The following is a 24,526-nucleotide window of genomic DNA, read 5'->3' as shown; positions in this document are numbered from 1 at the left end:
ACGGTGGGCTGTAAAGCAGCCCCAGCTTTATCAAGCCTTCCAGATCCCTTTGCCCATTAACCGCTCCCGGTCATGCGGCAAGCCGAAATCCTGCAACGGCCCCTTGGGCACGATGCCGTTCGGGTTGATGGTCTTGTGGCTCATGTAGTAGTGCTTCTGGATATGCTCCATGTTCACCGTGCCCGCCACGCCCGGCCACTGGTACAGCTCGCGCAGCCAGTTGGACAGGTTCGGGTAGTCGCTCAAGCGGCGCAGGTTGCACTTGAAGTGCCCGTGGTACACCGCATCGAAACGCACCAGCGTGGTGAACAACCGCACATCGGCTTCGGTCAGGTACTCACCGGCCAGGTAACGCTGGCGGCCCAGTAGTGTTTCCAGGTGGTCCAGTTCGTTGAAGACATCGTCGAAGGCGGCCTCGTAAGCTTCCTGCGAGGTGGCGAAGCCTGCGCGGTACACGCCGTTGTTCACGGCCGGGTAGATACGTTCGTTGAGCCCATCGATGGTAGCGCGCAGCGGCTCGGGGTAAAGGTCCAGGGTGTTACCGGTCAGTTCGTTGAATGCGCTGTTGAAGATGCGGATGATCTCGGCAGACTCGTTGTTGACGATGCGCTTCTCTTGCTTGTCCCACAGCACCGGCACGGTTACGCGCCCGGTGTAGTGCGGGTCGTCCTGGGTGTAGCGCTGGTGCAGGTACTGCAATGCGTCCAGATGATCGCCGCTGGAGCCCTGCTGCCGGTCGAAGGTCCAGCCGTGCTCTCCCATCAGCCAGCTGACCACGGAGACGTCGATCAGCGATTCCAGGCCCTTGATGGCGCGGAAGATCAGGGTGCGATGCGCCCAGGGGCAGGCCAGTGACACGTACAGGTGATAACGGCCGGCCTCGGCGGCGGGCAGTTGATTGCGGCGTTGAGCGTTCTCGCGCTTGAACGCGCCATCCTGGCTGGTCTGGTACCACTGGTCATGCCAGCGGCCATCGATCAAAAGGCCCATTGCAAAGCTCCTCGGAACAAAGTCGTTTGTCGTTGGAGCTCAGTCTAGTGAAAAGCGTTCGAATAAATAGCGCAAAGACTGCGCCCTATCTATCGGCTTATTCGATGCTTCTGCGGTTGGTCCAGTAGTCGCGAGCGCGGCTGAACGCCTGCTCGCGGTCCTGGCCCAGCCCGCGCAGGGCGAGGGCCATGGTCGCGACCACGGCCAGCTCGCCATAGCTGTCCTGTGCCTCGCCACGCCATACCGCCAGCAGGTGCTCGGGCTGCAGGCTGGCTGGCTTCACATGGCGCTGGGCGCTGAGGGCCGGCCACTCCTCGTCCCAGGCCTCGCCGGCCGAGGTGCCGTACAGGTGGCTGATGACATCCGGGTTGACCTCGATCTCGCCGCCGTCACCTTTGATCACCACTGTGTGGTCGCCGAGCATGCGGCTGGCCTCGCGGTGCACCGCCTGGTAGCCGGGGTGGAAGATGCTCTGCAGGCCGCAGCGGGCGCCGAGCGGGTTGAGCACCCGGGCCAAGGAGTGGATGGGCGAGCGCAGGCCCAGGGTGTTGCGCAGGTCGATCATGCGCTGAAGCTGTGGCGCCCAGTCCTGCAACGGGAAGAAGGCCAGTTGACGACTGTCCAGGGCTTGCTCCACGACCGTCCAGTTGCGACACAGCGGAATACCCAGCAGGTCGAGCAGTTGCTCGGTGTACAGCCTGCCCGCCGTATGGGCGCCGCCGCCGTGCATCAGGATGCGCACACCGTTGCCCGCCAGGCACTTGGCCGCCAGCAGGTACCATGGCAGATGGCGCTTCTTGCCGGCGTAGCTGGGCCAATCAAGGTCAACGGTGATCTGGGGCGCGTGCAGGTGGGCGCGCAGGGCCTCGGTGAAGCCGGCCAGCTCCTCGGCGCTTTCTTCCTTTTGCCGCAGCAGCATCAGGAAGGCACCCAGCTGGGTGTCCTCGACCTTGCCCTCGAGCAGCAGGGTCATCGCGGCGCGGGCTTCCTCGCGGGTCAGGCCGCGGGCGCCACGCTTGCCCTTGCCGAGGATGCGCACGAATTCGGCGAACGGGTGCTCGGCCGGGGTTTCCAGGGTCAAAGGGCGTGTTTCGTTCAGCTGTGGCTCGGTCATATGCAGTTGGTCGGCTTGGGCAGGCCCGCCAGCTTGGCGGCAAGTTTGGCGGGGGTGCCGTTGAACAGGCGATTGAGGTGTGGGCTGTTGCCTTTCTCGGCGCCAAGCTTGAGCGCGGTGTATTTGATCAGCGGGCGGGTGGCCGGCGACAGCTGGTACTCCTGGTAGAACTGGCGCAACAGCTCGAGGATTTCCCAGTGGTCTGCGGTCAGGGCGATGCTTTCCCGCGTGGCGAGGGCCTCGGCGACTTCGCGGGACCAGTCCTGCAGCTCGACCAGGAAGCCGTCCTTGTCCAGGGCGATGTTGCGATCGCCGACAGTCAGGGTACTCATAGCCAGCTGTTGACCTTGTCGTGGTGCAGGGTGAGCTCGACAAAGGCGGGGTAGTCCACTGCCTTGGCCAATTGGCTGTCGAGGGCGCGGGCCTGCAGGTCTTCGGCGAGGGCGAACAGGCGCTCGCCGAGATTGGCGGCCTGCAGGGCAGCGAAGGGCTCGGTGCCGGCCTGGAGCGCGTAGGTGGCGTCACCGCACAGCAGCAGCGCGTCCTGCGGGCCGAGTAGACGCAGGCAACTGGCCAGGCGCTCGTCACCGAAGGGCGAATGGGCGATTACATGCAGGGTCGTCATCAGAGCGTCACCACCTGGTCGAAACGGGCAATCAGTGCGGTCAGCGCGGCGTTGTCGAGCACTTCCACCGGCAGTGACAGGGCGTCGTTGTCCAGCCCTCGGCGGGCGAGGCTGTGACCACAGGCGAACAACTCCTCCACACCGAACATAGGCAGGGCCTGGAGATTGGCGGCCAGGTTCTTCTGTTGCACGGCGTCTGGCTGCTGTGCGGCGGCGAGCTGGAACACGCCGTCATCGAGGAACAGCATGCCCAGCGGCAAATCGAAGGCGCCGCCGGCCAGGGCGATATCCAGCGCTTCGCGAGCGGACGGGCCGCTCCACGGCGCCTGGCGGCTGATGATCAGCAGGGACTTGGCCATTTCAATCACCTCCGAAGCAGACCAGGCGGTCGGCCAGTTGCGCGGCTTCGTGCAGCTGGCCCAGGCCGGACAGCTCCCACGGCATTGGCAGGTTTACCGCCGGGCGCTGGTAGCGGTTGGCCTCGGTGTCGTCGAGTACCCCACGACGCAGGGCGGCGGCAATGCACACCACGGCGTCGAGCCGGTGATCGCTGACGAAGGCACGCCACTGCGCGGCCACGTCCAGCTCATCCTGGGGCGCGACGATATTGGCCGAAGCACTGTGTACCCCGTCCTGGTAGAAGAACAGCCGGGCAATTTCATGCCCGCCGGCCAGCACCGCCTCGGCAAAGCGCAAGGCGCGGCGCGAGGAGGGCGCATGGGCCGGGGAAAAGACCGCGATGGCGAATTTCATGTAAGGCTCGAGCAAATGAATGCGGCCATGATAAAGCAAAAAGCCCGTGCGGGTGGGCACGGGCTTCTGCTCTGGCTGGCGGGGCTCAGGCCTGGTCTTTGCTTTCTGGCAGGAACCAGTTGAGCACCAGGGCACAGATGCCGCCGGTGGCGACACCCGACTCCAGCACGTTGCGCAGCGCCGCCGGCATATGCGCGAGGAACTCCGGTACCTGGGCCACGCCCAGGCCCAGCGACAGCGACACGGCGATGATCAGCAGGGCACGGCGGTCGAGGCGGGTGCTGGCGAGGATATTGATGCCCGAGGCCGCGACGGCGCCGAACATCACCATGGCCGCGCCGCCGAGCACCGGCTCCGGCACTGCCTGGATCACCCCGGCAACCGACGGGAACAGGCCCAGCAGGATCAGCATGGCGGCGATCCAGATGCCGATATGGCGGCTGGCGATGCCGGTCAGCTGAATCACGCCGTTGTTCTGGGCGAAGATCGAGCTGGGGAAGGTGTTGAACAGGCCCGCCAGCAGCGAATTGGCGCCGTTGACCAGCACCCCGCCCTTGATCCGCTGCATCCATACCGGGCCCTCGACCGGCTGGCGCGAAACCTTGCTGGTCGCAGTCACGTCACCGATGGCCTCCAGCGAGGTGACCAAGTAGATGACCAGCATCGGGATGAACAGCGACCAGGAGAAGCCCAGGCCGAAGTGCAGCGGCGTCGGCACCTGGAACAGCGCGGCCTGGTGCATGCCGGTGAAGTCCAGGCGGCCCAGGTAGCCGGCCAGGGCGTAGCCCACCGCCAGGGCGATGACGATGGCGCAGCTGCGCATCCATACCACCGGGACACGGTTGAGGATGACGATGATCGCCAGCACCACTCCCGACAGCAGCAGGTTCTCGCCATCGGCGAAGGTACCGTTGGCCATGGCGCCAAAGCCGCCGCCCATGCTGATCAAGCCGACCTTGATCAAGGTCAGGCCAATCATCAGTACGACGATGCCGGTCACCAGCGGCGTGATCAGGCGCTTGACGAAGGGCAGGATGCGCGACACGCCCATTTCCACGAACGAACCGGCGATGACCACGCCGAAGATCGCCGCCATCACGCCTTCAACTGGCGTGCCCTGCTTGACCATCAGCGCGCCGCCGGCGATCAGCGGGCCGACGAAGTTGAAGCTGGTGCCCTGCACGATCAGCAGCCCGGCGCCGAACGGCCCAAAGCGCTTGCACTGGACAAAGGTGGCGATGCCCGAGATCACCAGCGACATCGACACGATCAGGTTGGTGTCGCGCGCCGACACGCCCAGCGCCTGACAGATCAGCAAGCCCGGCGTGACGATCGGCACGATGATCGCCAGCAAGTGCTGCAGAGCCGCCAGCAGGCCGATCAGCAGGCGAGGCTTGTCCTCCAGTCCAAGGACCAGTTCATTGGCAGGCGCCGCCGCGCCTGGGCCGTGTTCGTGTGAACTCATGGGAAAATGCCGCCCCGGAAGAAAAAAGGAGCGCATTCTACGGGCAGAACGGCCATTGCGGTAGAGGCAAGCACGATGGGCGCACAATCGCGGAGGAAGGCGCTAATAAGCTGACTTTTAAGTCAATGTTTGTGAGGTGCCCGCCGCTGTCCAACGGGCACGAAAAAGCCCGCCGAAGCGGGCTTTTCCTGAGGCGTTGGCAACCGTTTAAATCAGTCGTCGCGGCCCATGATGCCGAACAGCTGCAGCAAGCTGACGAACAGGTTGTAGATCGACACGTACAGGCTGATGGTAGCCATGATGTAGTTGCGCTCGCCGCCATGGATGATGGCGCTGGTCTGGAACAGGATGCAGACCGACGAGAACAGCACGAAGCCAGCGCTGATCGCCAGTTGCAGGCCGCTGATCTGGAAGAAGAAGCTGGCCACCACGGCACCCAGCAGGACGAAGAAGCCGGCGGTGATGAAACCGCTGAGGAAGCTCATGTCCTTGCGGGTGATCAGCACGTAGGCCGACAGGCCGCCGAACACCAGGGCGGTCATGGCGAAGGCCGAACTGACCACTTCGGCGCCACCGGCCATGCCCAGGTAGCGGTTGAGGATCGGGCCGAGGATGAAGCCCATGAAGCCGGTGAGGGCGAAGGTGGATACCAGGCCCCAGGCCGAGTCACGCAGCTTGTTGGTGAGGAAGAACAGGCCGTAGAAGCCGATCAGCACCACGAAGATGTTTGGGTAGCCGACACGCATCTGCTGGGCGACGAAGGCCATGATGCCGCTGAAGGCGAGGGTGAGGGCCAGCAGGCTGTACGTGTTGCGCAGGACCTTGCTGACCTCCTGCTGCTCGACCTGCTGGCCGTGTTGGACGGCGTAATCCTGTTCGCGCATGGCGCACTCCTTTGGGGTGAGACCGCGGTCCGAGACCTGCGGTAGTGGAACGTATGGTGCAGAGCATATCAGAGCTGTCGCAAGCCGCGACACAGAGAGTTTGACAGCTTGTTACATTAAGGTATTATTGCCGCCGCAAAACAGCTGGAAGCGTGGCCGAGTGGTTTAAGGCAACGGTCTTGAAAACCGTCGATGGGCAACTATCCTAGAGTTCGAATCTCTACGCTTCCGCCACATTCAAAGCCCTGATTTTTCAGGGCTTTTTGCGTTTTTGGGGCATAGTAAAACTACCCGTGGGAACACCCTTGGGAATGGTTTATTGTGGAAGCGCTTCCGAAACTTTCCCTATTTGGTGGGTTTCGCCAGGGCTCCAACTCGGCGATAAACCCGCTCTGTGATGTCGCCCTTGGTATGGCCCAGGAGCAGACTAGCGTGGTCAACATCGGTGATTTCCGAGGCTGCTTTCGGGCGAATGTCACGAAACTGGAATTGGCTGATACGGCCGGCCAGCACCTGGTCACCAGCGGCAACCGCTTCCCTCACGGCTTCCTCCCGGGCATCGTCCCATCGGTGGCGAAGCATCGGCGCCGTAACGCGTTTCCCGTTATCAGTCAGCAGTAGGTATGGCGAGCTGTGCGGTGCGTTGCGCTCCAGGATCTTTCTGATCAGCGCGCCCAAGCTGCTCTCTACTCCGTCCACCTCAAGCATGATCCGCAGTTTCTTCTGGGTCTTCTTCTGCTTTACGCCGAGGGCCTTGTCCTCGATGTCGTCCCTCCTCATCACCAGCACGTCCGCCGGACGCTGGCCCGTCAAATACGCCAAATCCATGGCATCCTTCAATTCGCCCACCGCTTTCGCGTAAACCGCGTTCCAGATCGCGTCGTTGGCGTAGAAGTCTCTCGGTACTTCCTTGTTCTTGCGCACGCCCTGGCACGGATTCTCGTTGGTTGTGAGCCCCCATTCCCGGGCGATGTTGAAGATGTGCGATAGGGTGGCGATCTCGCGATTCGCCCTGACTGGGGCGGTCCTGGCATCGCGATACTTCGCCACATGCGCAGGGGTGATGCCGTCGATTGGGGCCTTGTCGAAGTAGTTTCGCAACTGGCGTATCTCTGCCAGGTTGTCCTTCTGTGTACGTTGCGCCTTCTTCGGGATGATGTCGCGCTCGTAGCGGTCGAAGATGGCGCTCATGGTGACCAGGTCTTTGGGTTTCTCCTTTGCCTCTAGCTCTGCCCACTTCAGTCGGGCCAGGCTCAGATCGGTGCCCAACGTTATCTCTTTGCCCGACTTGTCCCGGTAGTAGTAGCTAATCCATTCCTTGTCGGGATTTTTCTTGCTCTTACTGGTCCGCTTTCTTCGGTACACACCCGGAGGCAAATCCCTGTTTTCGGTCTTCCTAGGACGCATTTCACCTCACCTTCGAAATGTCAGGTGTCCACGCAGGAACTACAGGTGGTGGTGACGCCGTTGGCATTACTCCAAGGCTCATGCCCAGTTTCATACGAACGTAATGGCGGCCAACCAGTGGGCGCCCGCTGCGGGTTTCAACGAATACCCAGCCACGTTCCTCTAGCCAGCGACGCTGATATCCCCTGGCCTTATAGCCAGTCAGCTCGGCTAGCTCTTCGTCCGAAAGAATCTCGGTTTGCATGTGATGGTCTCCACGCCGCCGATGGCGGCAAGGTGTGATTAAATGGGGTCTTGTTCAGGAGGATCGATATGGGCAAGACAGCCAAACCGTTTTACCTGGTAGGTATCCCCCTGCTTGCTGTGGGCGCAGCCTTCGCCGCCGTTGGTGCCTCTGGCCAAGCTGCTTTTGGATATGCATCTGTGGGGCTGCTGGGCCCAGGTGCCGGGCTACTTCTAGCGGGCGTCCTGTCGGGGTGTCGCCGGGCTTAGAAGGGATCAGTCTTTTCCTACAGACCTCGCCCGGCGCGTTCGTCATGATTCGTTTGGTTGCTCAGTCAGTCGTCTTGGGTCCAAGACCGACTTAAATCTGGCTGGGCGGCTCTACCTAAGTCGTGCGCTTGCCGGGTGGCCAAGATGCGTATTCTCCCGGTGGCAGCTCACAGATGTGCTCCTTACGAGCAGGCTGAAAAAAGTATTGATCGAATTGGAATCGCTGATGTCAATATAGTGTCCCTCCTTTGGAGGGGGCTGTTGTTTCATTGCGAGAACCGAAATGCCACAGTCAGATGAGCGATACATCGCTTACCAATTGCTGCGTGAGCTTGAAGCTATCACGTCTTCAATAATGGCCCAGGTAGCGTACGGACGATTTAGGGACGCCGCCTGGTTAGCGTCGCAAGTGGCGCACCGAGAAGCTTTCGAAAAGTGGATGCTTCATGCTGCGACACTCAATCCGCCTGAGAGCGGGTTGACGGCCTCGGATGGGACGTTTGCCGGCGAGGTTCTGACGGACCCTCTTAATCCCCTGAGCCACGACCCCGATCAGTTGCCCTAGAAGTTAGCGATAGGAGCGAGTGGGCAAGCGCTCAACTTCGCCAGGATCGGCAGCGCTGGCGAACACAGGTCGGATCTCGCGCATGATCCCGTGCTGGTTGTACTGTCCAACCTCTTGCGAGTACCTGGCTCGCGTGGCGTCGCAACATTCGCGCCACGGCGTCCACTGTGAACCTGGTCTGTCGGTCATTGTGCGCTGCTGATAGCCCACCGGCTCACCCTGATGCTGCTCGGATGGCTGAGCCAGTAGAGCGCGCAGCTCGTCAGCAGCACGTAGCCAGCCGTCACGTACGTACACGCTGGTAGGCAGCTCCGGTAACTCCTCGCATTTGTCCAGTGCGTCGCTCAAGGCCTCGAAGTAGACTCGCTGGCAGTCGATTCCTTCGTCCCCACAATCCTCGCTGTCATCGGCAAGCCAGTGTGCGGCGCCGGCAACCCCGGCCAGAAGGTTGATTAGCTGCAGGGCGCGCTCACGCGGCACACTGACCATCTCTGTGTTGCTGGATCGGTTTTCTGTGGGCATGGGGATACCTCGCCGGTATAGTTACTGGTCGATTAACAAAGGAGTGGGCGGAAGTGATAGGGCGGTATTTGTATAAGTACGTTTCATTTGATAAAGATATGCTTGTATTGAACTTGATTACTCAATACAGCATGAAGTTCTCTGCGCCTTCCGCTTTCAATGATCCGTTTGACTGCAATCCTTATTACAAGTCTAGCGCCTCACCGCAAAGCGATCGGCCAGATTTATTCGCGCTTATAAATAATCCAGATAAGAGTCCAGCTGATCGCTTGCGCGCACGCCAGAAAGCGGTCAATAGAACTAACATAGCTTTTGATAGCGGTGCCTTTCAGGAAGGGTCTATGTCCCGAGTAGGCATCGTTTCTCTCAGCAGGACTCCATGGCATGTGTTGATGTGGTCCCATTACGCCGATAAACACACTGGATTTGTCGTTGAATTCTTAGAGCCACATGAGTTTTCGGCAGGTGCAGAGGGCACTCACCCAAAATGGTTAGTGCCATTTCCCGTGAAGTACGTCGCCGAGCGGCCTGTTATTAAGCGATGGAGCGAGATGAGCCATGGAGATGTTGAAAATGTTTTTCTCGCCAAGAGCACGGAGTGGGCCTACGAGCAGGAGGAGAGGGTAATTGACTACATTCGGGGTCCAGGAATCTACAGCTATGAACCGTCTATCATAAAAAGCGTAATTGCTGGATGTAATATTTCAGAGGAGCATTTTTCGGCGTTGAGCACAGCGGTAAAAGAGGCTAACAAACATCGGGTCGTGAAGATCGAGCTGTATAGGGCGAAAATCGATCCAAAAAAATATCAGCTCAACATTCCGAGGTTTAGGCGCGAACGGAGCTAAGCCATCAAGCGCGGCAAAAAGTAGCGAATTTTTTGACTGGCCGGGCGCGCAGTACTCGCCGGTTCGGCGCGATCGCTGGATGGGGAAGGCGCTGGCGAGCAGCGCCAGAGGGTCAGGAGGCGATCGGGTACTGCTTGGTTAGGGCCTGCTGCACTGTCGCGATGATGCGGCAGAGGTAGGCCCAATCTGGATTTGGCTCCATGGCATCGGCCGGCAGGTTCCACCAGTCGTCACCAAACACGCGATGCATGAACTCGCGGTGGGCGCCGCCGCACTCGTCAAGCGAACTGGTGTGGCAAACATCCTCGGCCTCGTCGAACAGGCTCCGGGCATCTTCTGCGTCAAGGTCCCGGTCATGCCGCATTTGTACGATCACCTTCCTCGCCTTGTCGGCCAGAGCCTCACCGCTGAACCGGCGAGAGCTCAACGACCGGTCGAAGTAGCCGATGATGTAGGCGTCGTGCAGCTTGCAGAAGAACTGGGCCACATTCAGGCCATCCCACATGCCGCCCCAGTACGCGTGCCAGGTCTTGTCGTGGCAGCTGACGGTGATCTTGCCTTTGCAGGGCGCCAGGTCTTCGAGGTACACGCTGATTCGGTCGAGGTTCGGTACCTCAGTGATCAGCAGCTTGGTGACTGTCGAGGTCTCGACTTGCATTGCGGTACTCCATGTATGCGCCGCCCTCCGTGCTGGTGGCGGCATGGTGGCAATTTGGGGTGGGATGGGGTATTACGGGTGACCGGCATGGGGCCGGGCACAAGGAGGAACGATGTCCGAAGAGCTCGCAAGCATAAAAGACCAGGCGTTGAGAAGCGTACTCGCAGCCGTAAAGGACCTGGGTGTCAATTTGGGGGAAGTTTATGATAGGGCTTGCGCCTTGAATGAAGAGGAAGGCGGCAAGGTGCTAACCATCGATCAGCGTCGTACTGGAGATGTAGCAATGGCCATCAGTTTGGCAATGCATGAAGTCACGATAGCGAAGTAGATTTTGGCGATTGGGCAATGGATCAAGCACTGCTCAGTTGATCTATAACATAAATCCCGGAATCGTCCGGATCATCGCCAAGCATCAGGCCGGACGTGCGAAGTTCGCGACTGATTCGGAACCGGTCTAGCTTTCGCGCCACGGAATGGCTCAATTCAATCGTGTGGCGCGGAGGCTTGAGCAGCTTGACCGCTTCGTCTCGGGTTAGCTCATGCAGGCGATGAATCATCAGCGTCATAGCCTCGCCCTGTTCCTCGATCCCGGACCACTCCATCAGCTCCAGCAGGGCCTGTTTAGTCCCTGGTCGAACCTTCAAGCGCAGGTCCTCTTCCTGGTGCTTTGCTGACTTCTCGCGCCGGCGCCGGTCGCGCTCTGCCTGGTCCATCGCCATACGTCACCTCCGTTTAATCTGCGGTGCGGGAAATGCTGGATCGCTTGCCTGTTTCCATCGCCTCAATAAAACGCATGGCCGCACGGTGGCTAAAGCAGAATCTCTTGGTCTTGCCGGTAGCAATCTCAATGATGTGCCAAGCCTTGCCCTTGGCGACTGCCTGAAACAGAGCATCGGGCGCTGGGGCAGGGCGGCCAATCATCTCGTAGAACTCGGCGGTAGCCATGAGGGAGCGTGCACGTAGGGCGGCCAGGCCGTCCACGCGCCGTTGCATGGAGTGGTGCATAGGATGATCCTCTGTTGGGATTCAGGCGTAGTGCTCGAAGGCCTCGGCCTTGCGAACGATTCGAATCTGGGCAGTGCGCCGCTCGGGCGCTCTTCGGTCGCGGCGCAGTGGATCGCTGTCATCGATGACCGCATGTGTTAATGGCCAATTAAACTGACCCACCTCTGGCCAACAATTTTGACCCACCCATAGTGGCATTGGCCACCGACCATGTAGCGTCACCCGCCTTATGCACAGGCCGGGGACAGATCATTGAAGGAGTGGGTTGTGATTCACAAGATCAAGGGGTTGTATGACCAGGGCCGAGGCCTGTCGGTCCGTGCCATCAGTCGTGAGCTGGGGATTTCCCGGAACACCGTACGCAAGTATCTCCACCTGGATGAGATGCAGATCAGCGCTACCATTGCTGACCCTTCACGCACCAAGGTGCTCGACGAGCACCGCGATTATCTGATTAATCAGTTGGGTCAGTTTCCAGCCCTGAGCGCAGTCAAGCTGGCCCGTCGCCTGAGGGAGCGCACCACCGAGCTGGCGGTGTCAGACCGGAGCATTCGCCGCTATGTGCAAGCGCTCAAGCAGCAGGTTGCCAGTGGCCAGTTGCGCTATTACGAGCCGGTCGTTGAGTCAGTGCCTGGCGTGCAGTGTCAGGTCGACCCCGGTGAGCTGCGAGGCGTCATGATTGGCGGCCTGGAGCGTGTCGTTCATTTTGTGGTGTTTGTGCTGTCCTGTTCACGGCTGATGTATGTCGGTCTGAACTTCCGGCCGCTGGATACCGAACGGTTTATCCAGATGCACGACGAGGCCTTCCGCTACTTCGGCGGCGTCACCGAGGAGTGCATCTACGATCAGACCAAGATGGTGGTGATCAACGAGCAGTACCGTGAGCTGACGCTGAACCAGCGCTTCCACCAGTATGCGACTACCGTCGGGTACCGCATCCATGCCTGCGAGGGCTATGACCCGGAGAGCAAGGGCAAGGTGGAGGCCGGGGTCAAGTACGTCAAGCGTGACTGCTTCTACGGCGAGCACTTCCAGGACGAGGCCGCCGTCCGACAGCACCTGAATGATTGGCTCGAGACTGTCGCCAACGCACGCGTGCACGGCACGACGGGGCAGCATCCAAGAGCGCATTTCGAGGCACTGGAGCGTAGTCAGCTCAAGCCCTATCTCGTCCCGCAGAACCTGCTGCACGTGGCGCCGACAAGGGAGACCCGCAAGGTCGACAAGACCGGCTTGATCTCATGGCAGGCCAACAAGTACTCGGTACCCATGGCCTGGCAGCAAGCCCGTGTCGGTGTCAGCGCACAGGACAACCAGTTGCTGATCCATGACCTGGAGAGCGGTGAACTCATAGCCACCCATGACCTGTGCAAGGCCAAGGGCCGGATGATCAAGAACAACAACCATTACCGAGACCATGCCCAGCGCATTACCGACCTGGAGCGCGGCATCGACTCGATCCTGCCCGATGCCCTTGGGGCAACCCTGTGCCAACTGCTCAAGCGTACTTCGCCGCGTATCTACAAGGATCAGCTGGTTGCTGCACGCGACCTGCTCATGGCCCATGCGCCGGTTGATACGGCGTTGCTCGGCGAGTTGTGCGAGCGCAGTGAACTGACCGCCACCGGGCTCAAGCGCTACCTCGAAGCATGGCAGCAAGCCAAGGCGCGGGGCCGGATCATCGGCGACCATGACTATGCGCCAGAGGCCGGTAGCCAGGTTAGTCACGCCGACCTGAACGCTTATGCCCGCATTGGCCAGTCGACTGGCCACGGGGTGACCCAATGAGCCTGCTCGACAGCACTATCGCGCAGTACCGAAGCCTGCGCCTCAGCGCGACCGCGGGTGAGCTGGCCACCCTGCTGGCCAGAGCCGAAGCCAATGAACTGTCCTACCTGAGCTTCGCCCAGTCACTGGTCGAGCATGAGCTTAACGCCCGCTCCAGTAGCCGCGTAAGCCGCAACCTCAAGCAGGCGCAGTTCCCCTCGGAGAAGCATCTGGAGGCCTTCGATTACCGGCACCAGACCACCATCACCAAGCGCCAGGTCAGCACCTTGCTGGACTTCAGCTTTATCGACAACCGCGACAACCTGGTGTTCATCGGACCACCGGGTGTGGGCAAGACCCACTTGGCCATTGGGATTGGCCACAAGGCGGTTCAGGCGGGCTACAAGGTGCTGTTCCGCACGGCTCTGGCGTTGGTCGAGGATCTGGAGCTGGCGGAAATGAAGGGCGAGCTGAAGAAGCGCCTTAATCAGCTGAGCAAATACGACGTGCTGATCATCGATGAGCTGGGCTACCTGCCGATGACGCGCCAAGCCCGGTACAACCTGTTCCAGTTAATCAACAACCTGTACGAGTACCGCTCGGTCATCCTGACCACCAACAAGGACTTCACCAGCTGGGGCGAGTTCTTCCATGACGACAACGTGGCCGTGCCCATCATCGACCGCGTGATCCACCATTCACACATCTTTATGCTGGGAGGTGAGAGCTATCGTTTGAAGCAGAAAACCGGCGGTTAGCGGTGAGCAAGTGGGTCAATTCTATTGGCCAAAAGTGGGTCAAAATTAATGGCCATTGACAACCGCATGCATAGCGATCAGGCCGGCAAGGGCGATACACAGCGGGCTGATGATCTGCCGCCGCATCGCTTCGGCCACCGCAGCTGCTCGGCGCGCTACGCCGAGCTTGAACATGGCGTTTTCGATGCGGTTGGCGACTGTGCCCGGGGTGATCTGCATCTGCTGGGCTATCTGTTTGGCGGTCATGCCCTGGGCGACGCCAAGCAGCGCCTCCAGCTCGCGGGGAGCCAGCCCTTTGCCAAGGTGGCCTGTCCATGTGCCGCAGGTGATCGTTTCCATGAGTGGTCCTTGGTGGGCTGCATTGGAGAGCCTATCCCGCCTGTCTCCCTGAACATGTTGATGTAGGGTCGGGAAGGGCTCTCCGATGCAGCCTGGTGCTGGGGAAGACCAGGCGATCGGGCAGTTAACGTCAGGCTGACGTTTTGCTGGATGCTCAGTTGGATTTCAGGTGCCAGCCACCGCGAGCGAAGGCAGATCGACCAGACAGTTTTCGGCACTGGATCGAGCTACCGTCGTCGAAAGTGAATTGCGTGGCATGGTCCAGGATCTCGCGGCGGAGCGCGGCGGCTTTGATTTTCTCGCCAGTTGCGTTCAGGAGCTGTTCGGCCTTGGTCATCGTCTTGCTCTCAGGACGGTTGATTTCCCGTCTGGCCCTGTTCCCAAGGCCAGCCAGTGAAATCTTCTCTCCAGCCGCGGCACATACCCGCTGGAAAACTGCATTGGCGCTTTACGCTGCACGCCCAGGGCAGTTGCCACCCCTCTGAACAGTTGAGGCCTGTTCATCGCTGCCTTCGTTGCTGGCCGGTGTCGATCCGGCGACGAATTAAAGTTACCTTTGGGTAACATGTTTGGTCAATACCTATAGGTAATCTTTTTTCGGGCGGGCGAAAAAAAGCCCGCGATGGCGGGCTTCGATTGGAGGGTGCGGGCTATAGAAGCACTGAGTACCAGAACACTCGACCAATCACTAGGATCTGCTTGGAGACAAGCTCTTCCGCCGAATATTCCTCATCCGGGTGTTCGTCACGGTTATAGCTACGTAGGCGTACCCCACCACCGGGCAGACGGTATAGCGTTTTCACGCGCAATTGGCCGCCGTGATTTATGGCGTACATCTTGCCGTCTACCACTGCGGTTCTGCCTTGATCTACTCCTACGGTGCTTCCATCTGGAAGGACTGGCTCCATGCTGTTCCCGCTTACGGTCACACATACGGCATCGCTCGGCTGAACGCCTTGCCGGCGCAGGGTTAGCTTGCCGAAGCGAAGCTTACGACCGCTAGCCTGTTCCACTGCAGTGCGGCCCCGGCCTGCGGAAAGCTCTACTTCCTTGAGAAACGGCACATAGACCTCGTCGTCAGCCAGCGGCGTGTTGTCGTCCCAGACGTCAAATGAGCCGACTACCTCGGCATTCGCCTGAATTTCTGTCACGCCCTTAGCAGATAGCCCAGGTTGATCCATCGCATAGCGAGGGAGGCCGAGGGTTTCCTCGATCTCGCGGGCAAGGTCTTCCCCGATCTTCTTTGCGCCTGCGCTATCAGGTCGTGCGAGGCACCGGGAAATGTAGTTCGCACTTTTCCCTAGGGCGTCAGCGATACGGGCCTGCTTGCCTTCGAAGCGCGAGTTCATGAGGAGCCGCAAATTGTCGCGGCGGGTATCTGAGATTTCCATTGAGCAATGATCTGAAAACGTTACCAAAAGGTAAATTCCCTGCAGGTATTGTTTAATCATTACCTGTCGGTAATAATTCGATGGACCATGATGGAGGCCCGGACATGCGGACCAGAAAGAACGGGCTGCTGGAGTGGCTCAAAACGGCGACTGATGACCAGATCGCGCAAACAGGAACGTCTCGGGCATACCTGAGGCTGGTTGCTTATGGACACAAGTCCGCTTCAGCAGAGATGGCTGCTAAGACCGAGCTAGCTAGTGCTGGCTCGGTGACTAGGCGGCAGCTCCGCCCCAGTGACTGGCATGTGATTTGGCCTGAACTGGTGGCCTGACAAGGGAATTTTGCTTTGTCGGGTCATGAGTCACTAGATGACCAAAACACCTGTGAATCTAACCAGTAGGAGAGGGGGATGGTGTCGGGAAAGGATGACAAAGAGGCGAGCGTGGCACCCGCCTGTTTCACCGTTAGTGCTTCGGACCTTCAGGTGATCTCATCTGTAGTCCTTCCAGATGCTCTGCAGATCTTCTCAGTGCCTCACTCAGCTCTCGTGCTTCTTGAGCGGTCAGGCCCAGTAGCGGAGCTTTCTGAGCCTCATCAAGATTTTGGAAGGGAGTGGAAAGATAGCTGATTTCCATCAAGACCAGCTGCAGATGCTCAACAGCTTTGAATTGCCATCCGGCAATGGGGTTGATGTGCAAACCCTTTGACATGTCCGGTCTCCTTGGACCTTTTCGTGTGGAAGCAAAAAGCTACCACGGATGCATCGGACACCCCTAACGCCTGAATCGCAGGCATAAAAAAACCGGGTGGCAGCCCGGCTTCTTCAACAGCTTCTATCGGGGACAAGTATGCATCCTACTTTTGGTGCAGGCAACTCTGCGCCTGCAGCTCCACTTATCTCGAATCAACTACGTACTTGGGGGTTGATGTGAGCGTCCAAGCTATGGCGTGGGCGATGGAGCTACCTACATCCGTGCTCAAAGATGCGCCGGCGAGGCATGTGCTCCTTTGTCTCGCGAACTATGCCGGTGTAAGTGGTAGGGGCGCATTTCCGTCTGCCGCTACTCTCGCCGAACACACTGGACTGTCCGAGCGTACCGTACGCACCAAGCTTGGCGAGCTGGCAAAAGCAGGCCTGATAGTGGAAGGCAACCAAGCCATTGCGGCCGCCCACATTGACCGACGTGACCGTCGTCCGGTTGTGTACGACCTTCAAATCAAACGGGGTGAAACTAGTGCACCTCGTTCCGAACGGGGTGCAGCTCAAGGCACGGGGTGCAGCTCACAGCAGAACGGGGTGCAGCTCACGACCGAACGGGGTGCAGGAGCTGCACCCAATCCGTCATTGAACCAATCTACTCTCTCTCAGCGCGAGCCGTTCGCAATGTCCCTTGACTGGGAACCGAATCCGGAACTGCTGAAAGCCTATGCCCGTCGTGCAGGCTTGACCCTGGATCAATTCAACGCGGTTGCCATTTCCGGCTTTGTGCTCCACCACGATGCCAAGGGCCTGGCCCAAACCGAAAAGCAGTGGCTGGCCGCCCTGGTCAGTTGGGTGAAGTCCGATCTCGCCCGTGCTGCGCGCTCGCCCGTTGCTCGCACCGGCGGATCGCAGCGCTCCAGCTTCGATGACGATGACACATCGTGGATCGGGGAAGGGGGCGGCCAATGAATCAGGTTGCAACCGTGGCCCATGGCTTGTGGGCAAAGGTCCAGGCTGGCCAATACGTGCCCTCGGATTACTCGCTGCCCGCCGATGTGAAGGCCGAGCTCAATCGCAAAACTGCGGCAGTGATCAACGATCTGTTCCGTGATCTGCGCACGATCTGCAGCGCCTGGCAGCGAGCGTGGCCGGACGAAGCAACGTACAAGGCCGCCAAGCAGCAATGGCTGACTGCGTTTCTCGAGGCTGGCATCAACACCCCGGAGCAACTGCAGTTCGGTTTGATGCGCTGCCGGCAATCCGGCCGCGAGTTCATCCCGGCGCCCGGGAAGTTCATCGAGTGGTGCCAGCCTTCGCCGGAAATGCTGGGCCTTCCCCCGCTGGCTGCTGCCTTCCGTGAAGCTTGCCGTAACGCGCATCCCGCCATGGCAGGGAAGGGCAAATGGACCCATGACGCGGTCTGGCATGCCGCCAAGGAAAGTGGTTTCGAGAACCTGAACAAGCTGGCTACCGATGTGAGCGCCAAGCTGTTCGAGCGCAACTACACGATTGCCGTTCGGCGCCTGGTCGCAGGTGAGCCGTTGCAGAGGATGCCGCTGGCTCTCCCTGCGGAGGTGCCAGGCCAGCGCACGCCAAAAGTGGGGAATGAAGCCCTGGCGGCGATCCGATCCAGGATGCTCGGCCGATGATCGAGCTTCCCGCACCTGACCTCACCGAATACCGATACGCGCTGTACTGCCGCTCCGACCTGTTCGGGCTCTCCAGTACCTCGCATCCACCCATTGCGCTCTATCGCGACGAAGCCTCGGCCGTCGCGCATGGCCAACTCATGTGGCCGAGCGCTTACACCGTCATTGACCTTCATGGAGAAGACAGCCCATGCGGCAATCGAAGCTGACCAAGGCCGCACGCGGCCGGGAGTGCCAAGTACGCATTCCCGGGGTGTGTAACGGCAATCCAGAAACCACCGTGCTTGCGCATTACCGCATGGCAGGCACTTGCGGTGTCGGCATGAAACCACACGACATGCAGGGCGCTTGGGCCTGCAGCGCCTGCCATGACGCCTGTGATGGCCGTAGCCGCAATGTCGACCGCGACGCAGCGCGGCGGTACCACGCTGAGGGCGTGATGCGTACCCAGGCCTCTTTGATCAACGAAGGGGTGCTGATCGCATGAGTGCGACCCGGGAAGTGAAGTTCAGCGAGGTCGAAGTCCGCCGGCAGGCTGCCGACAAGGCCGTACGCGACCTGCGCGACCCTCGTCACCCTGGCCTGTACCTGCGGTTCTGGATCACTCGCGAGCGTGGCACCTGGCACCTGGTGCGCGGCAAGAGGTGGGTGCCGGTCGCACGTTGGCCCGACTTGGGCGTTGCAGCGGTGATTGCCGAACTGCCCGCGCTGCGTCGGCGCCTGCTGCGAGATCCGGCCACCGCGCCCGTGGCGTCCGGCATGGGTACCGTGGGCCAGCTCCTGGATTGGTACGGCGACCGGATGGCCCGCGATCGCTCGTTGTCGGCGAAGCGCAAGGCAGGCGCGCGGTCTGCCATCGCTCAGCACCTGAAACCGCGACTGGCGGATCTCGCCCTTACGGACGTGAGTGCCGACTCTCTCGACAAACGACTGATGTGGCCGGCTCAGGCCGATGTGTCGCTCTCGTACCTGCGGCAGATGTTCGCCCTGTTGCTGACCGCCTTCCGCCAGGCCTTGAAGCTGGGCCTGATCGATGGGAACCCCATGGCCGGGATGCGCTTCAATGACTTCACCAAGGCCAAGATTCTGCCGAAGGCGGCGCGCCTGCGTGACGTGCAACTGCCCGAGCTGATGCAGCAACTGGCCCAGGCCTTCGACGCGACCCCTGGTGACGCCATGCTGGCCCTGATGATGTTGGCCCATGGCACCCGAATCGGCGAGACCCGTGTGGCGCGCTGGGCTGATGTCTCGTTAGCGGCGGCCGAGTGGTTTATCCCAGCGGCGAACACCAAGACCCGCACCGAGCACCGCTTGCCTCTGACCGCCCAGCTGCAAGCACTGCTAACCCGATACTGGGCGATTCAGCAGGCTCAAGGTTACCAGGGCGCCTACCTGTTCCCGAGTCGACGCGGGCTGCCGCTCAGCGAGACGCAGGCCAGTGCTGTCTTCACCCGGCTGGGGCGGGGCGCGTGGACCAGTCATGACCTGCGCAAGGTGTCCCGCAGCACTTGGACCGACCTCGGCATTGACGGCCACATTGGCGAGATGCTGCTGAATCACTCGCTGGGAAAGATCGCCAGCACCTACATCCACACCCAGGCTATGCAGCAGCGCCGGGCAGCCCTGGAGAAGTGGCACGCCTGGTTAGACGGCATTGGCTTCGGTGCCATTCACGGCCTTACAGAGGCCTTATCCGAGATTTCTCATAACGGCGCGCAGCCCGCTAATGGCGCGGCTTCGAGCAACCTTACCGAATTTGTTACTAGTGAGGATTCGAAAGCATGAAAAAGAGCCACGGACCGGCCCTGAAGAAGCCGGTGATTGAGCTGGCTCAATGCCCTGAATGCCGTGGGAGAGGGCTTATCAAGGGGGTGTTTTACGAGCTGTCATGCGAACGCTGCAACGCCTCGGGCTGGGTGGCGGCTTCAACCGGCGAGGCCTTGGCCCTGAATGACCTGGTGACCCAGCTCAGCATGAGGCTGCAAGCGGCGACACGGCAGATCGAGCAGTTGAGGATGGCGCGGGCCACGGGGCCAGCGGCCGGGTATCAGGAAAGCAACCGGCTCGGCGCTGGTGGCACCAATTACACTGGGGACTGAAGGATGAACATTAGGAAACCGTTGCATCGCCCATTGGGGGACACTGAATACATGCTTGAACAATGGGGTTGGTGGCGGATGGAAGGCATGGGAATACCCGGCTACACGTCGCCAGCTTTTGCCCTGATGCGCGATCATTTGCCGTCGGCTTCCAAGACATTTTCGATTACTGATGAACTGGCTATGACGGTCGACGGAGCCGTGGCTCGCTTGTGCCGGCGTGATCAGCAGATGGGGGATATGGTCTGGCTTTACTATGGTGCCAAGTGGCCTGCCATACGAGTGGGGCGGCATTATGGTTGCAGCGAGATGAAGGCTCGCGAACTCATCAAGGCGGGTGTAGCCTGGATCGATTGTGTGCTGGAAGCTAGTCGGGAAGCAGCATGACTACGTTCTGTGGGAGGGAAAGTCTACTGCGGAATACGGAGCCTTCTGCCTTTTTGGGCCGGTACTCAGACCTAGTCATTAGGTGGTTCTGCTGAGTGGTCCAGAGTCGTCAGTGTGGGGAATGACGCAGTGAACGTCGTGCCTTTCTCTGCGGAGGAGGTCACGATCACTTCCCCGGAATGAGCTCTCACTATTTCGCGCACGATGAAAAGACCCAGCCCGATGCTTCGGAGGCCTGCATTGTCATGGCTTCCACGTATCATGGGTTCGAACAGATCCTTGATCAGCTCTTCAGGGATCGGCGTGCCTAGGTTGTGGACGGCGAGAATTACCTCCTCATCAGAAATGCGGGATTCTACGGTCGCGCTGCCGTTGGGTGCGCCGTAGGCGATAGCGTTGGCAATCAAATTCCCAAGAAGCTGATAGAGCCGGTCGCTGTCCGCGCTGAACTCTCCTTGCCCAGCGATCTGGTGGATGAGTTCGTGGCCTGGGAAAACTAACCGTAGTTCTTCCAGGCACTCCTCCACCAGCATGTGCAGATCGACGGGCTCCCTTGTCACCGCGATGCCACGTCCAACCTGTACCAACGTAAAGTCGAGCAGGTCCGCCACCAGACGCTGTGCCCGGCCTACCGAATGCGTGATGTGGCCTACGGTCTGCAACGTCTTGGAATCTAGGTGCTTGCGTGCCAGTAGGTTGGCAGCCATTTTGATTGCGGCCAATGGGTTTCGTAGGTCATGGCTAACGATGCCTATCATCTGTTCCGCAAATAGGGCCCTGTCTTCCGCTGCCGCATAGGTCAGCCGCAACTTGCCCTGGGCCACGTCCAGGGCTCGCTGGGATTTCAGGTGGTTTGCCAGGTGCCGCTCTGCGAGCATGCGAGCATTGAGCAGCTCTCGTTCATATCGGTTGCGGTCTCGCGTCTTGAAAAGCGTTAGCTCGTGAAAAATACCGCTTGCATGCTCGCACCTGATGCCGTTGAGCATCATTGAAATGAGGTGGCCATCTCGGTGAACGAGGTCGAACTTCACATCTGAAATTGCTCCCTGTACATGCATGAGTGGGAGCCAATGGGTCTGGTGGAAGGCGCGCGCCTCATCGCTCATCAAGGTCTGAATTTGACGATTCAAAAGCTCCTGTTTGGAGTACCCGATCCAGCGGCAAAAGGTCAGATTGACCCTCTTGATAGCGCCGCCTTCCGCCGTCAGCAACAATCCACAGGCGGCATCGTCGAAGAGAATATCGCTGCTGGGTATCGAATCGCTCTCTTCTGCCATGGCGGCAATCACCCTGTGTGGGACATTATCCTGATGACTTTCAACAAGAAATTATAGCCTGCGCCTCGACGTGAAACGCTTTAGAGGAATATTTTGCTACGCTCGTTAATTGGTGTTTTCTATTTTTGCCGGTGGTCCGATAAATAATTTCTTGGTCTTAATAAGCGCATACTCAATATAGCTCAGGACTTCTGAGCATTGAGAGGTGTGTATGACCAGAGAAGGGAATAATGGCCAGGGTGGCAGGAGACACGGGCAGGGTGACTTGCAAAACGGTCGAGAAGAGGATGCCAAAACAGCTCGTCCCGACGGCCGCAATGAGTACATTGATAAGCGACCATTTCGAGGCGGGCAGAAGCAAGGTCCGCCGGACCCATCGCGGGCATCCAATGCCGAGCGCTATAGCTTTAACGAGCGCCCACTGGAGTAATTGTGAATTTGTTCCATAAGGCTATTTGAAGAGCTTGTTTATGAATTCGCCTATTTCTGGTGATTACCAAAGAGAGAAGCCCAGCCATGCGCTGGGCTTTGCATTGTACGCGATATGCTCAGTTTCGCTGATTGCTGAGCCTTGAGTGGTTGTTTATCTCCAGTGTTCCAGGTTTTAGACAGTCGGTAGGGCGAGAGCGGTGCCCTGTAACAAAGCGACCGGTGGCTTGAAATAAGAACGAACAGGTTGGTGTCGGTAGTCATCAAATTAGGTGTGACATCTGATAATCCACTTGAGGTATGCCGCTATGAGCAGTGATCCAAGAGAACCGGGCGGAAGGAATCCAAATATCGCTACCGAGCCAGACTCGGTGGATGACGACCCACTCATCGATGAGGAAGAGGATCATGAGGAGGTCGAAACGCAGCGTGTAAATCCAGAAGAGGCGGATATGCCACATGAGTAACGCCCGTTGCTTAGGCCAAAGCCCAGCTTCCGCTGGGCTCTTTCATTTGGCTAGCCCGGGACCTCCTGGCCGCTATTCCTTATTCCTCGCCGCGAAAACAAAGGTTGTCCATATGGAATCGCTCTGTTTTCATAGCAGCGTGTCCGGCTGGCAACGCAACGTGACACTGACAGTTCCCAGCCAAGGAGTTGGTGTTTCCATTCTGCGAATGACGCTTCCACGCAGTGGCTGACCCAGCGTCCGACGATCATGCGGTAAGCTCCCGCTTCCGACTTACTTCGAAAGGCTCGCCACTCCGGCGGGCCTTTTTCATTTGCGCTCCCGATAGCGGGAGGAACTGAGATGGCCCATATGCCTGAGAAAGATCCCGGCCTTTGGGCCGCAACGCTAGCTTGGCTGATAGCGCACCAACCCCAGCTTTCCACTGGCGGCATTGCCGCCGCAGTGGCCATGTTTCGAGTCATTTATGGAGGTGGCCGAGGCCGAAAAGTTCTGCTCGAAGGCGCCATCTGCGGCCTTATAGCAGTAAGCCTGTTGCCAGTGCTGGAGTACTTCGCTCTACCTGCCAACCTTTCGGTCTTCGCCGGTTGCATGGTTGGTTTCATGGGGGTGGATAAGCTGCGTGAGTACTCCGACCGCTTCATGGGCAAGAAGGTGGAGGGCTGATCTATGCCGCCCAAGGCCAAGCGCCCGTGTCGTGTTCCTATGTGTCCCGGCAAAACCGGCGATAGCCACGGTTACTGCACCGCGCATGGCTCGCTTGCAAGTGGTTGGAGCAACCCAAGCCGTGGCACTGCTGAGCAGCGTGGCTATGACTGGGCATGGCGCAAGCTTGCCAAGGCAGTACTCAAACGAGATCGCTATCTGTGCCAGTGCCATGACTGCAATGGTCGGCGACTGCCGGCAACAGAGGTTGACCATCGCATACCGAAGTTCGAAGGGGGAACGAATGACCCATCCAACCTGTTTGCCATCAATGAAAACTGCCACAAGTTCAAAACGGCGGCAGAGTCGGCACGGGCTCGGTCAGGCCGTCCGCCTGGCGCGTGAGGCAATGCGTTTGCGCGAAAGAGCGATCAAGCGCAGCCGAAGTACCGAGCTGATCTGCCATGGTGACTGGCACCTGGATCGAGCGCTGTACTGCTGGAAAAACATTCATAAGCTTGGAATTCCAGAGCTGATTTCGCGTGTTCAACATGAGTTAGTGGCAGCAATTGACGCATACATGCATGCCGCTGACGGAGTGCCAAAGCGTCCGTTTATACATCTGACTGCCTTAATCGATGGCGAGAGTCTGCGGGCAAAATTAGCGAAAAGTGGTCAAAAATCGGCCAAATGAGGGGGCGGGGCAAAATCCCTACAGCTTTCGTCTCTCTCCACCGATCGCCCAGCCTTTTTTACACACCCGCGAAATTAAAAAAAATCGCATTCCAGAAAATCGGGAGGCCTGAACGATGGGGCGACCCGCGAAACCTACCGCCCTCAAGCTGCTGCAGGGCAACCCCGGCAAGCGAAAACTCAAGAAGGACGGCCCCGCGCCGGCGCCCCTGGCGGAAACCCCGGACGCCCCGGAGTGGCTGGGGGAATGGGCCGTTGAAATGTGGGGCGCCATTGCGCCGTGGTTGACCCAGACCGGGATCATGACCCGCACCGACACGCACAACCTGGCGGTCTTTTGCGCCGCTTACGAGCGGTGGCGGTTTGCTGAGGAAGAAGTGGCCAGCAAGGGCATCACCGTCGTGGACGCCAAAGGCGTGCTCAAGAAGAACCCCGCCTGCACCGTGATCAATGAGGCGCTGCGTCAGCTGGCCAGCTTCGGGGCAGCCCTCGGGCTGGACCCGGCCAGCCGTGCGCGCCTGATGGGCAGTGGCGGGCCGGAGAAACCAGAAAACCCGTTCATCGTGCTCAAAGGAGGGCGGGCCTCTAAGTGA

The 24,526-nt window shown here is 59.5% G+C and carries 33 protein-coding genes, 1 tRNA gene and 3 pseudogenes; 17 read left to right on the top strand and 20 right to left on the bottom strand.

Annotated elements, in window-relative coordinates; genetic code table 11:
• Nucleotides 1–30 precede the first annotated feature (30 nt).
• The 8 genes from C3F42_RS05315 to C3F42_RS05280 form a co-directional block, all read right to left on the bottom strand.
• Nucleotides 31–990, bottom strand: a complete 960-nt coding sequence (locus tag C3F42_RS05315) for a glutathione S-transferase family protein (RefSeq protein ID WP_104444137.1) — start codon at nt 988–990, stop codon at nt 31–33.
• Nucleotides 991–1,087: 97 nt separating this feature from the next.
• Nucleotides 1,088–2,104: a glycosyl transferase family protein gene (locus C3F42_RS05310; RefSeq protein ID WP_104444136.1), complete on the bottom strand. Its 1,017-nt coding sequence runs from the start codon at nt 2,102–2,104 to the stop codon at nt 1,088–1,090.
• Nucleotides 2,101–2,436 carry a TusE/DsrC/DsvC family sulfur relay protein gene (locus C3F42_RS05305; protein ID WP_023632846.1) on the bottom strand — a complete coding sequence of 112 codons (336 nt, stop codon included), beginning with the start codon at nt 2,434–2,436 and terminating at the stop codon, nt 2,101–2,103. Before C3F42_RS05305 ends, C3F42_RS05310 begins: the two co-directional genes overlap by 4 nt.
• Complete coding sequence (tusB, locus tag C3F42_RS05300; protein WP_104444135.1) at nt 2,433–2,729, bottom strand: sulfurtransferase complex subunit TusB; 297 nt, start codon at nt 2,727–2,729, stop codon at nt 2,433–2,435. The genes C3F42_RS05305 and tusB overlap by 4 nt, the downstream gene beginning before the upstream one ends.
• Nucleotides 2,729–3,088, bottom strand: a complete 360-nt coding sequence (gene tusC / locus C3F42_RS05295) for a sulfurtransferase complex subunit TusC (RefSeq protein WP_094010420.1) — start codon at nt 3,086–3,088, stop codon at nt 2,729–2,731. Before tusC ends, tusB begins: the two co-directional genes overlap by 1 nt.
• 1 nt (nt 3,089) lies before the next feature.
• Nucleotides 3,090–3,482: a sulfurtransferase complex subunit TusD gene (tusD, locus tag C3F42_RS05290; RefSeq protein WP_023632843.1), complete on the bottom strand. Its 393-nt coding sequence runs from the start codon at nt 3,480–3,482 to the stop codon at nt 3,090–3,092.
• Nucleotides 3,483–3,567: 85 nt separating this feature from the next.
• On the bottom strand, nt 3,568–4,947 hold the full coding sequence (locus C3F42_RS05285) for a nucleobase:cation symporter-2 family protein (protein ID WP_038705848.1): 1,380 nt from the start codon (nt 4,945–4,947) through the stop codon (nt 3,568–3,570).
• Between the two features lie 212 nt (nt 4,948–5,159).
• A complete protein-coding gene (locus tag C3F42_RS05280; protein WP_028692373.1) occupies nt 5,160–5,831 on the bottom strand; it encodes a Bax inhibitor-1/YccA family protein in 672 nt (223 codons plus the stop codon).
• Nucleotides 5,832–5,977: 146 nt separating this feature from the next.
• On the opposite strand from C3F42_RS05280, the gene C3F42_RS05275 reads away from it, so the two are divergent.
• Nucleotides 5,978–6,065, top strand: a tRNA-Ser gene (locus C3F42_RS05275).
• Nucleotides 6,066–6,176: 111 nt separating this feature from the next.
• Here the strand turns inward: C3F42_RS05275 and C3F42_RS05270 are convergent.
• The 3 genes from C3F42_RS05270 to C3F42_RS05250 form a co-directional block, all read right to left on the bottom strand.
• Complete coding sequence (locus C3F42_RS05270) at nt 6,177–7,238, bottom strand: tyrosine-type recombinase/integrase (protein ID WP_104444134.1); 1,062 nt, start codon at nt 7,236–7,238, stop codon at nt 6,177–6,179.
• A gap of 1 nt (nt 7,239) precedes the next feature.
• Nucleotides 7,240–7,482, bottom strand: a complete 243-nt coding sequence (locus tag C3F42_RS05265; protein WP_088852954.1) for a DUF4224 domain-containing protein — start codon at nt 7,480–7,482, stop codon at nt 7,240–7,242.
• A gap of 816 nt (nt 7,483–8,298) precedes the next feature.
• Nucleotides 8,299–8,817 carry a hypothetical protein gene (locus C3F42_RS05250; protein WP_158659531.1) on the bottom strand — a complete coding sequence of 173 codons (519 nt, stop codon included), beginning with the start codon at nt 8,815–8,817 and terminating at the stop codon, nt 8,299–8,301.
• Between the two features lie 341 nt (nt 8,818–9,158).
• Here C3F42_RS05250 and C3F42_RS29575 point away from each other — a divergent pair, with 341 nt between their 5' ends.
• The gene (locus C3F42_RS29575; RefSeq protein WP_177410832.1) at nt 9,159–9,665 is read left to right on the top strand and encodes a DUF2971 domain-containing protein; all 507 of its coding nucleotides are present in this window, start codon (nt 9,159–9,161) and stop codon (nt 9,663–9,665) included.
• A 112-nt stretch (nt 9,666–9,777) separates the two neighbouring features.
• On the opposite strand, the gene C3F42_RS05240 is transcribed toward C3F42_RS29575, so the two are convergent.
• Complete coding sequence (locus C3F42_RS05240) at nt 9,778–10,323, bottom strand: hypothetical protein (RefSeq protein WP_104444130.1); 546 nt, start codon at nt 10,321–10,323, stop codon at nt 9,778–9,780.
• 112 nt (nt 10,324–10,435) lie between these two features.
• On the opposite strand from C3F42_RS05240, the gene C3F42_RS05235 reads away from it, so the two are divergent.
• Nucleotides 10,436–10,651 (top strand): hypothetical protein, encoded by a 216-nt coding sequence (locus C3F42_RS05235; protein ID WP_104444129.1) that lies wholly within the window; start codon nt 10,436–10,438, stop codon nt 10,649–10,651.
• A 22-nt stretch (nt 10,652–10,673) separates the two neighbouring features.
• On the opposite strand, the gene C3F42_RS05230 is transcribed toward C3F42_RS05235, so the two are convergent.
• From C3F42_RS05230 to C3F42_RS29780, 3 genes and pseudogenes are all read right to left on the bottom strand, one after another.
• Nucleotides 10,674–11,042, bottom strand: coding sequence for a hypothetical protein (locus C3F42_RS05230; RefSeq protein WP_104444128.1), 369 nt, complete (start codon nt 11,040–11,042; stop codon nt 10,674–10,676).
• 13 nt (nt 11,043–11,055) lie between these two features.
• Complete coding sequence (locus C3F42_RS05225) at nt 11,056–11,328, bottom strand: hypothetical protein (protein ID WP_104444127.1); 273 nt, start codon at nt 11,326–11,328, stop codon at nt 11,056–11,058.
• A gap of 21 nt (nt 11,329–11,349) precedes the next feature.
• Nucleotides 11,350–11,463, bottom strand: a pseudogene (locus C3F42_RS29780) (helix-turn-helix transcriptional regulator); the annotation flags it as partial.
• Between the two features lie 132 nt (nt 11,464–11,595).
• On the opposite strand from C3F42_RS29780, the gene istA reads away from it, so the two are divergent.
• Nucleotides 11,596–13,116 carry an IS21 family transposase gene (gene istA / locus C3F42_RS05215; protein WP_081273177.1) on the top strand — a complete coding sequence of 507 codons (1,521 nt, stop codon included), beginning with the start codon at nt 11,596–11,598 and terminating at the stop codon, nt 13,114–13,116.
• The gene (gene istB / locus C3F42_RS05210) at nt 13,113–13,853 is read left to right on the top strand and encodes an IS21-like element helper ATPase IstB (protein WP_064491510.1); all 741 of its coding nucleotides are present in this window, start codon (nt 13,113–13,115) and stop codon (nt 13,851–13,853) included. The genes istA and istB overlap by 4 nt, the downstream gene beginning before the upstream one ends.
• A gap of 57 nt (nt 13,854–13,910) precedes the next feature.
• Here istB and C3F42_RS05205 read toward each other — a convergent pair.
• The 4 genes and pseudogenes from C3F42_RS05205 to C3F42_RS05185 all read right to left on the bottom strand — a co-directional run.
• Nucleotides 13,911–14,192: pseudogene (locus C3F42_RS05205) on the bottom strand (helix-turn-helix transcriptional regulator); the annotation flags it as partial.
• 154 nt (nt 14,193–14,346) lie between these two features.
• Nucleotides 14,347–14,529 (bottom strand): hypothetical protein, encoded by a 183-nt coding sequence (locus C3F42_RS05200; protein WP_104444126.1) that lies wholly within the window; start codon nt 14,527–14,529, stop codon nt 14,347–14,349.
• A gap of 313 nt (nt 14,530–14,842) precedes the next feature.
• On the bottom strand, nt 14,843–15,541 hold the full coding sequence (locus C3F42_RS30080; protein WP_104445283.1) for a helix-turn-helix transcriptional regulator: 699 nt from the start codon (nt 15,539–15,541) through the stop codon (nt 14,843–14,845).
• A 507-nt stretch (nt 15,542–16,048) separates the two neighbouring features.
• Entirely contained in the window at nt 16,049–16,294 is a 246-nt protein-coding gene (locus tag C3F42_RS05185; protein WP_104444124.1) for a hypothetical protein, read from the bottom strand.
• Nucleotides 16,295–16,527: 233 nt separating this feature from the next.
• On the opposite strand from C3F42_RS05185, the pseudogene C3F42_RS30175 reads away from it, so the two are divergent.
• The 8 genes and pseudogenes from C3F42_RS30175 to C3F42_RS05150 all read left to right on the top strand — a co-directional run.
• Nucleotides 16,528–16,665: pseudogene (locus C3F42_RS30175) on the top strand (helix-turn-helix domain-containing protein); the annotation flags it as partial.
• A 303-nt stretch (nt 16,666–16,968) separates the two neighbouring features.
• Complete coding sequence (locus C3F42_RS30170; protein WP_371920588.1) at nt 16,969–17,256, top strand: DnaT-like ssDNA-binding domain-containing protein; 288 nt, start codon at nt 16,969–16,971, stop codon at nt 17,254–17,256.
• Nucleotides 17,253–17,936, top strand: a complete 684-nt coding sequence (locus tag C3F42_RS05175; RefSeq protein WP_104444122.1) for a replication protein P — start codon at nt 17,253–17,255, stop codon at nt 17,934–17,936. Before C3F42_RS30170 ends, C3F42_RS05175 begins: the two co-directional genes overlap by 4 nt.
• Nucleotides 17,933–18,145 carry a hypothetical protein gene (locus tag C3F42_RS05170; RefSeq protein ID WP_082337785.1) on the top strand — a complete coding sequence of 71 codons (213 nt, stop codon included), beginning with the start codon at nt 17,933–17,935 and terminating at the stop codon, nt 18,143–18,145. The genes C3F42_RS05175 and C3F42_RS05170 overlap by 4 nt, the downstream gene beginning before the upstream one ends.
• Nucleotides 18,127–18,423 carry a DUF1364 domain-containing protein gene (locus C3F42_RS05165; protein ID WP_104444121.1) on the top strand — a complete coding sequence of 99 codons (297 nt, stop codon included), beginning with the start codon at nt 18,127–18,129 and terminating at the stop codon, nt 18,421–18,423. Before C3F42_RS05170 ends, C3F42_RS05165 begins: the two co-directional genes overlap by 19 nt.
• Complete coding sequence (locus C3F42_RS05160) at nt 18,420–19,721, top strand: site-specific integrase (RefSeq protein WP_104444120.1); 1,302 nt, start codon at nt 18,420–18,422, stop codon at nt 19,719–19,721. Before C3F42_RS05165 ends, C3F42_RS05160 begins: the two co-directional genes overlap by 4 nt.
• Nucleotides 19,718–20,035, top strand: coding sequence for a hypothetical protein (locus C3F42_RS05155; protein ID WP_104444119.1), 318 nt, complete (start codon nt 19,718–19,720; stop codon nt 20,033–20,035). Before C3F42_RS05160 ends, C3F42_RS05155 begins: the two co-directional genes overlap by 4 nt.
• Nucleotides 20,036–20,038: 3 nt before the next feature.
• Nucleotides 20,039–20,422 carry an antiterminator Q family protein gene (locus C3F42_RS05150; protein ID WP_104444118.1) on the top strand — a complete coding sequence of 128 codons (384 nt, stop codon included), beginning with the start codon at nt 20,039–20,041 and terminating at the stop codon, nt 20,420–20,422.
• 71 nt (nt 20,423–20,493) lie between these two features.
• Here the strand turns inward: C3F42_RS05150 and C3F42_RS05145 are convergent, their stop codons facing one another.
• Entirely contained in the window at nt 20,494–21,699 is a 1,206-nt protein-coding gene (locus C3F42_RS05145) for a PAS domain-containing sensor histidine kinase (protein ID WP_104444117.1), read from the bottom strand.
• A 1,238-nt stretch (nt 21,700–22,937) separates the two neighbouring features.
• Between C3F42_RS05145 and C3F42_RS05130 the strand changes: the two genes are divergently transcribed.
• The 4 genes from C3F42_RS05130 (at nt 22,938) to C3F42_RS05120 (ending at nt 24,526) form a co-directional block, all read left to right on the top strand.
• Complete coding sequence (locus C3F42_RS05130) at nt 22,938–23,261, top strand: phage holin, lambda family (protein ID WP_104444114.1); 324 nt, start codon at nt 22,938–22,940, stop codon at nt 23,259–23,261.
• Nucleotides 23,262–23,264: 3 nt separating this feature from the next.
• Nucleotides 23,265–23,645 (top strand): HNH endonuclease, encoded by a 381-nt coding sequence (locus tag C3F42_RS30165; RefSeq protein ID WP_104444113.1) that lies wholly within the window; start codon nt 23,265–23,267, stop codon nt 23,643–23,645.
• Nucleotides 23,545–23,934, top strand: coding sequence for a hypothetical protein (locus tag C3F42_RS29280; protein WP_177410822.1), 390 nt, complete (start codon nt 23,545–23,547; stop codon nt 23,932–23,934). The genes C3F42_RS30165 and C3F42_RS29280 overlap by 101 nt, the downstream gene beginning before the upstream one ends.
• A gap of 115 nt (nt 23,935–24,049) precedes the next feature.
• A complete protein-coding gene (locus tag C3F42_RS05120; RefSeq protein ID WP_104444112.1) occupies nt 24,050–24,526 on the top strand; it encodes a phage terminase small subunit P27 family in 477 nt (158 codons plus the stop codon).

Source organism: Pseudomonas sp. PONIH3 (genome assembly GCF_002934345.1).
Lineage (GTDB): Bacteria > Pseudomonadota > Gammaproteobacteria > Pseudomonadales > Pseudomonadaceae > Aquipseudomonas > Aquipseudomonas soli.
Note: the sequence above shows the minus strand (reverse complement) of the source record. Positions and strands in the feature narration are given on the sequence as shown.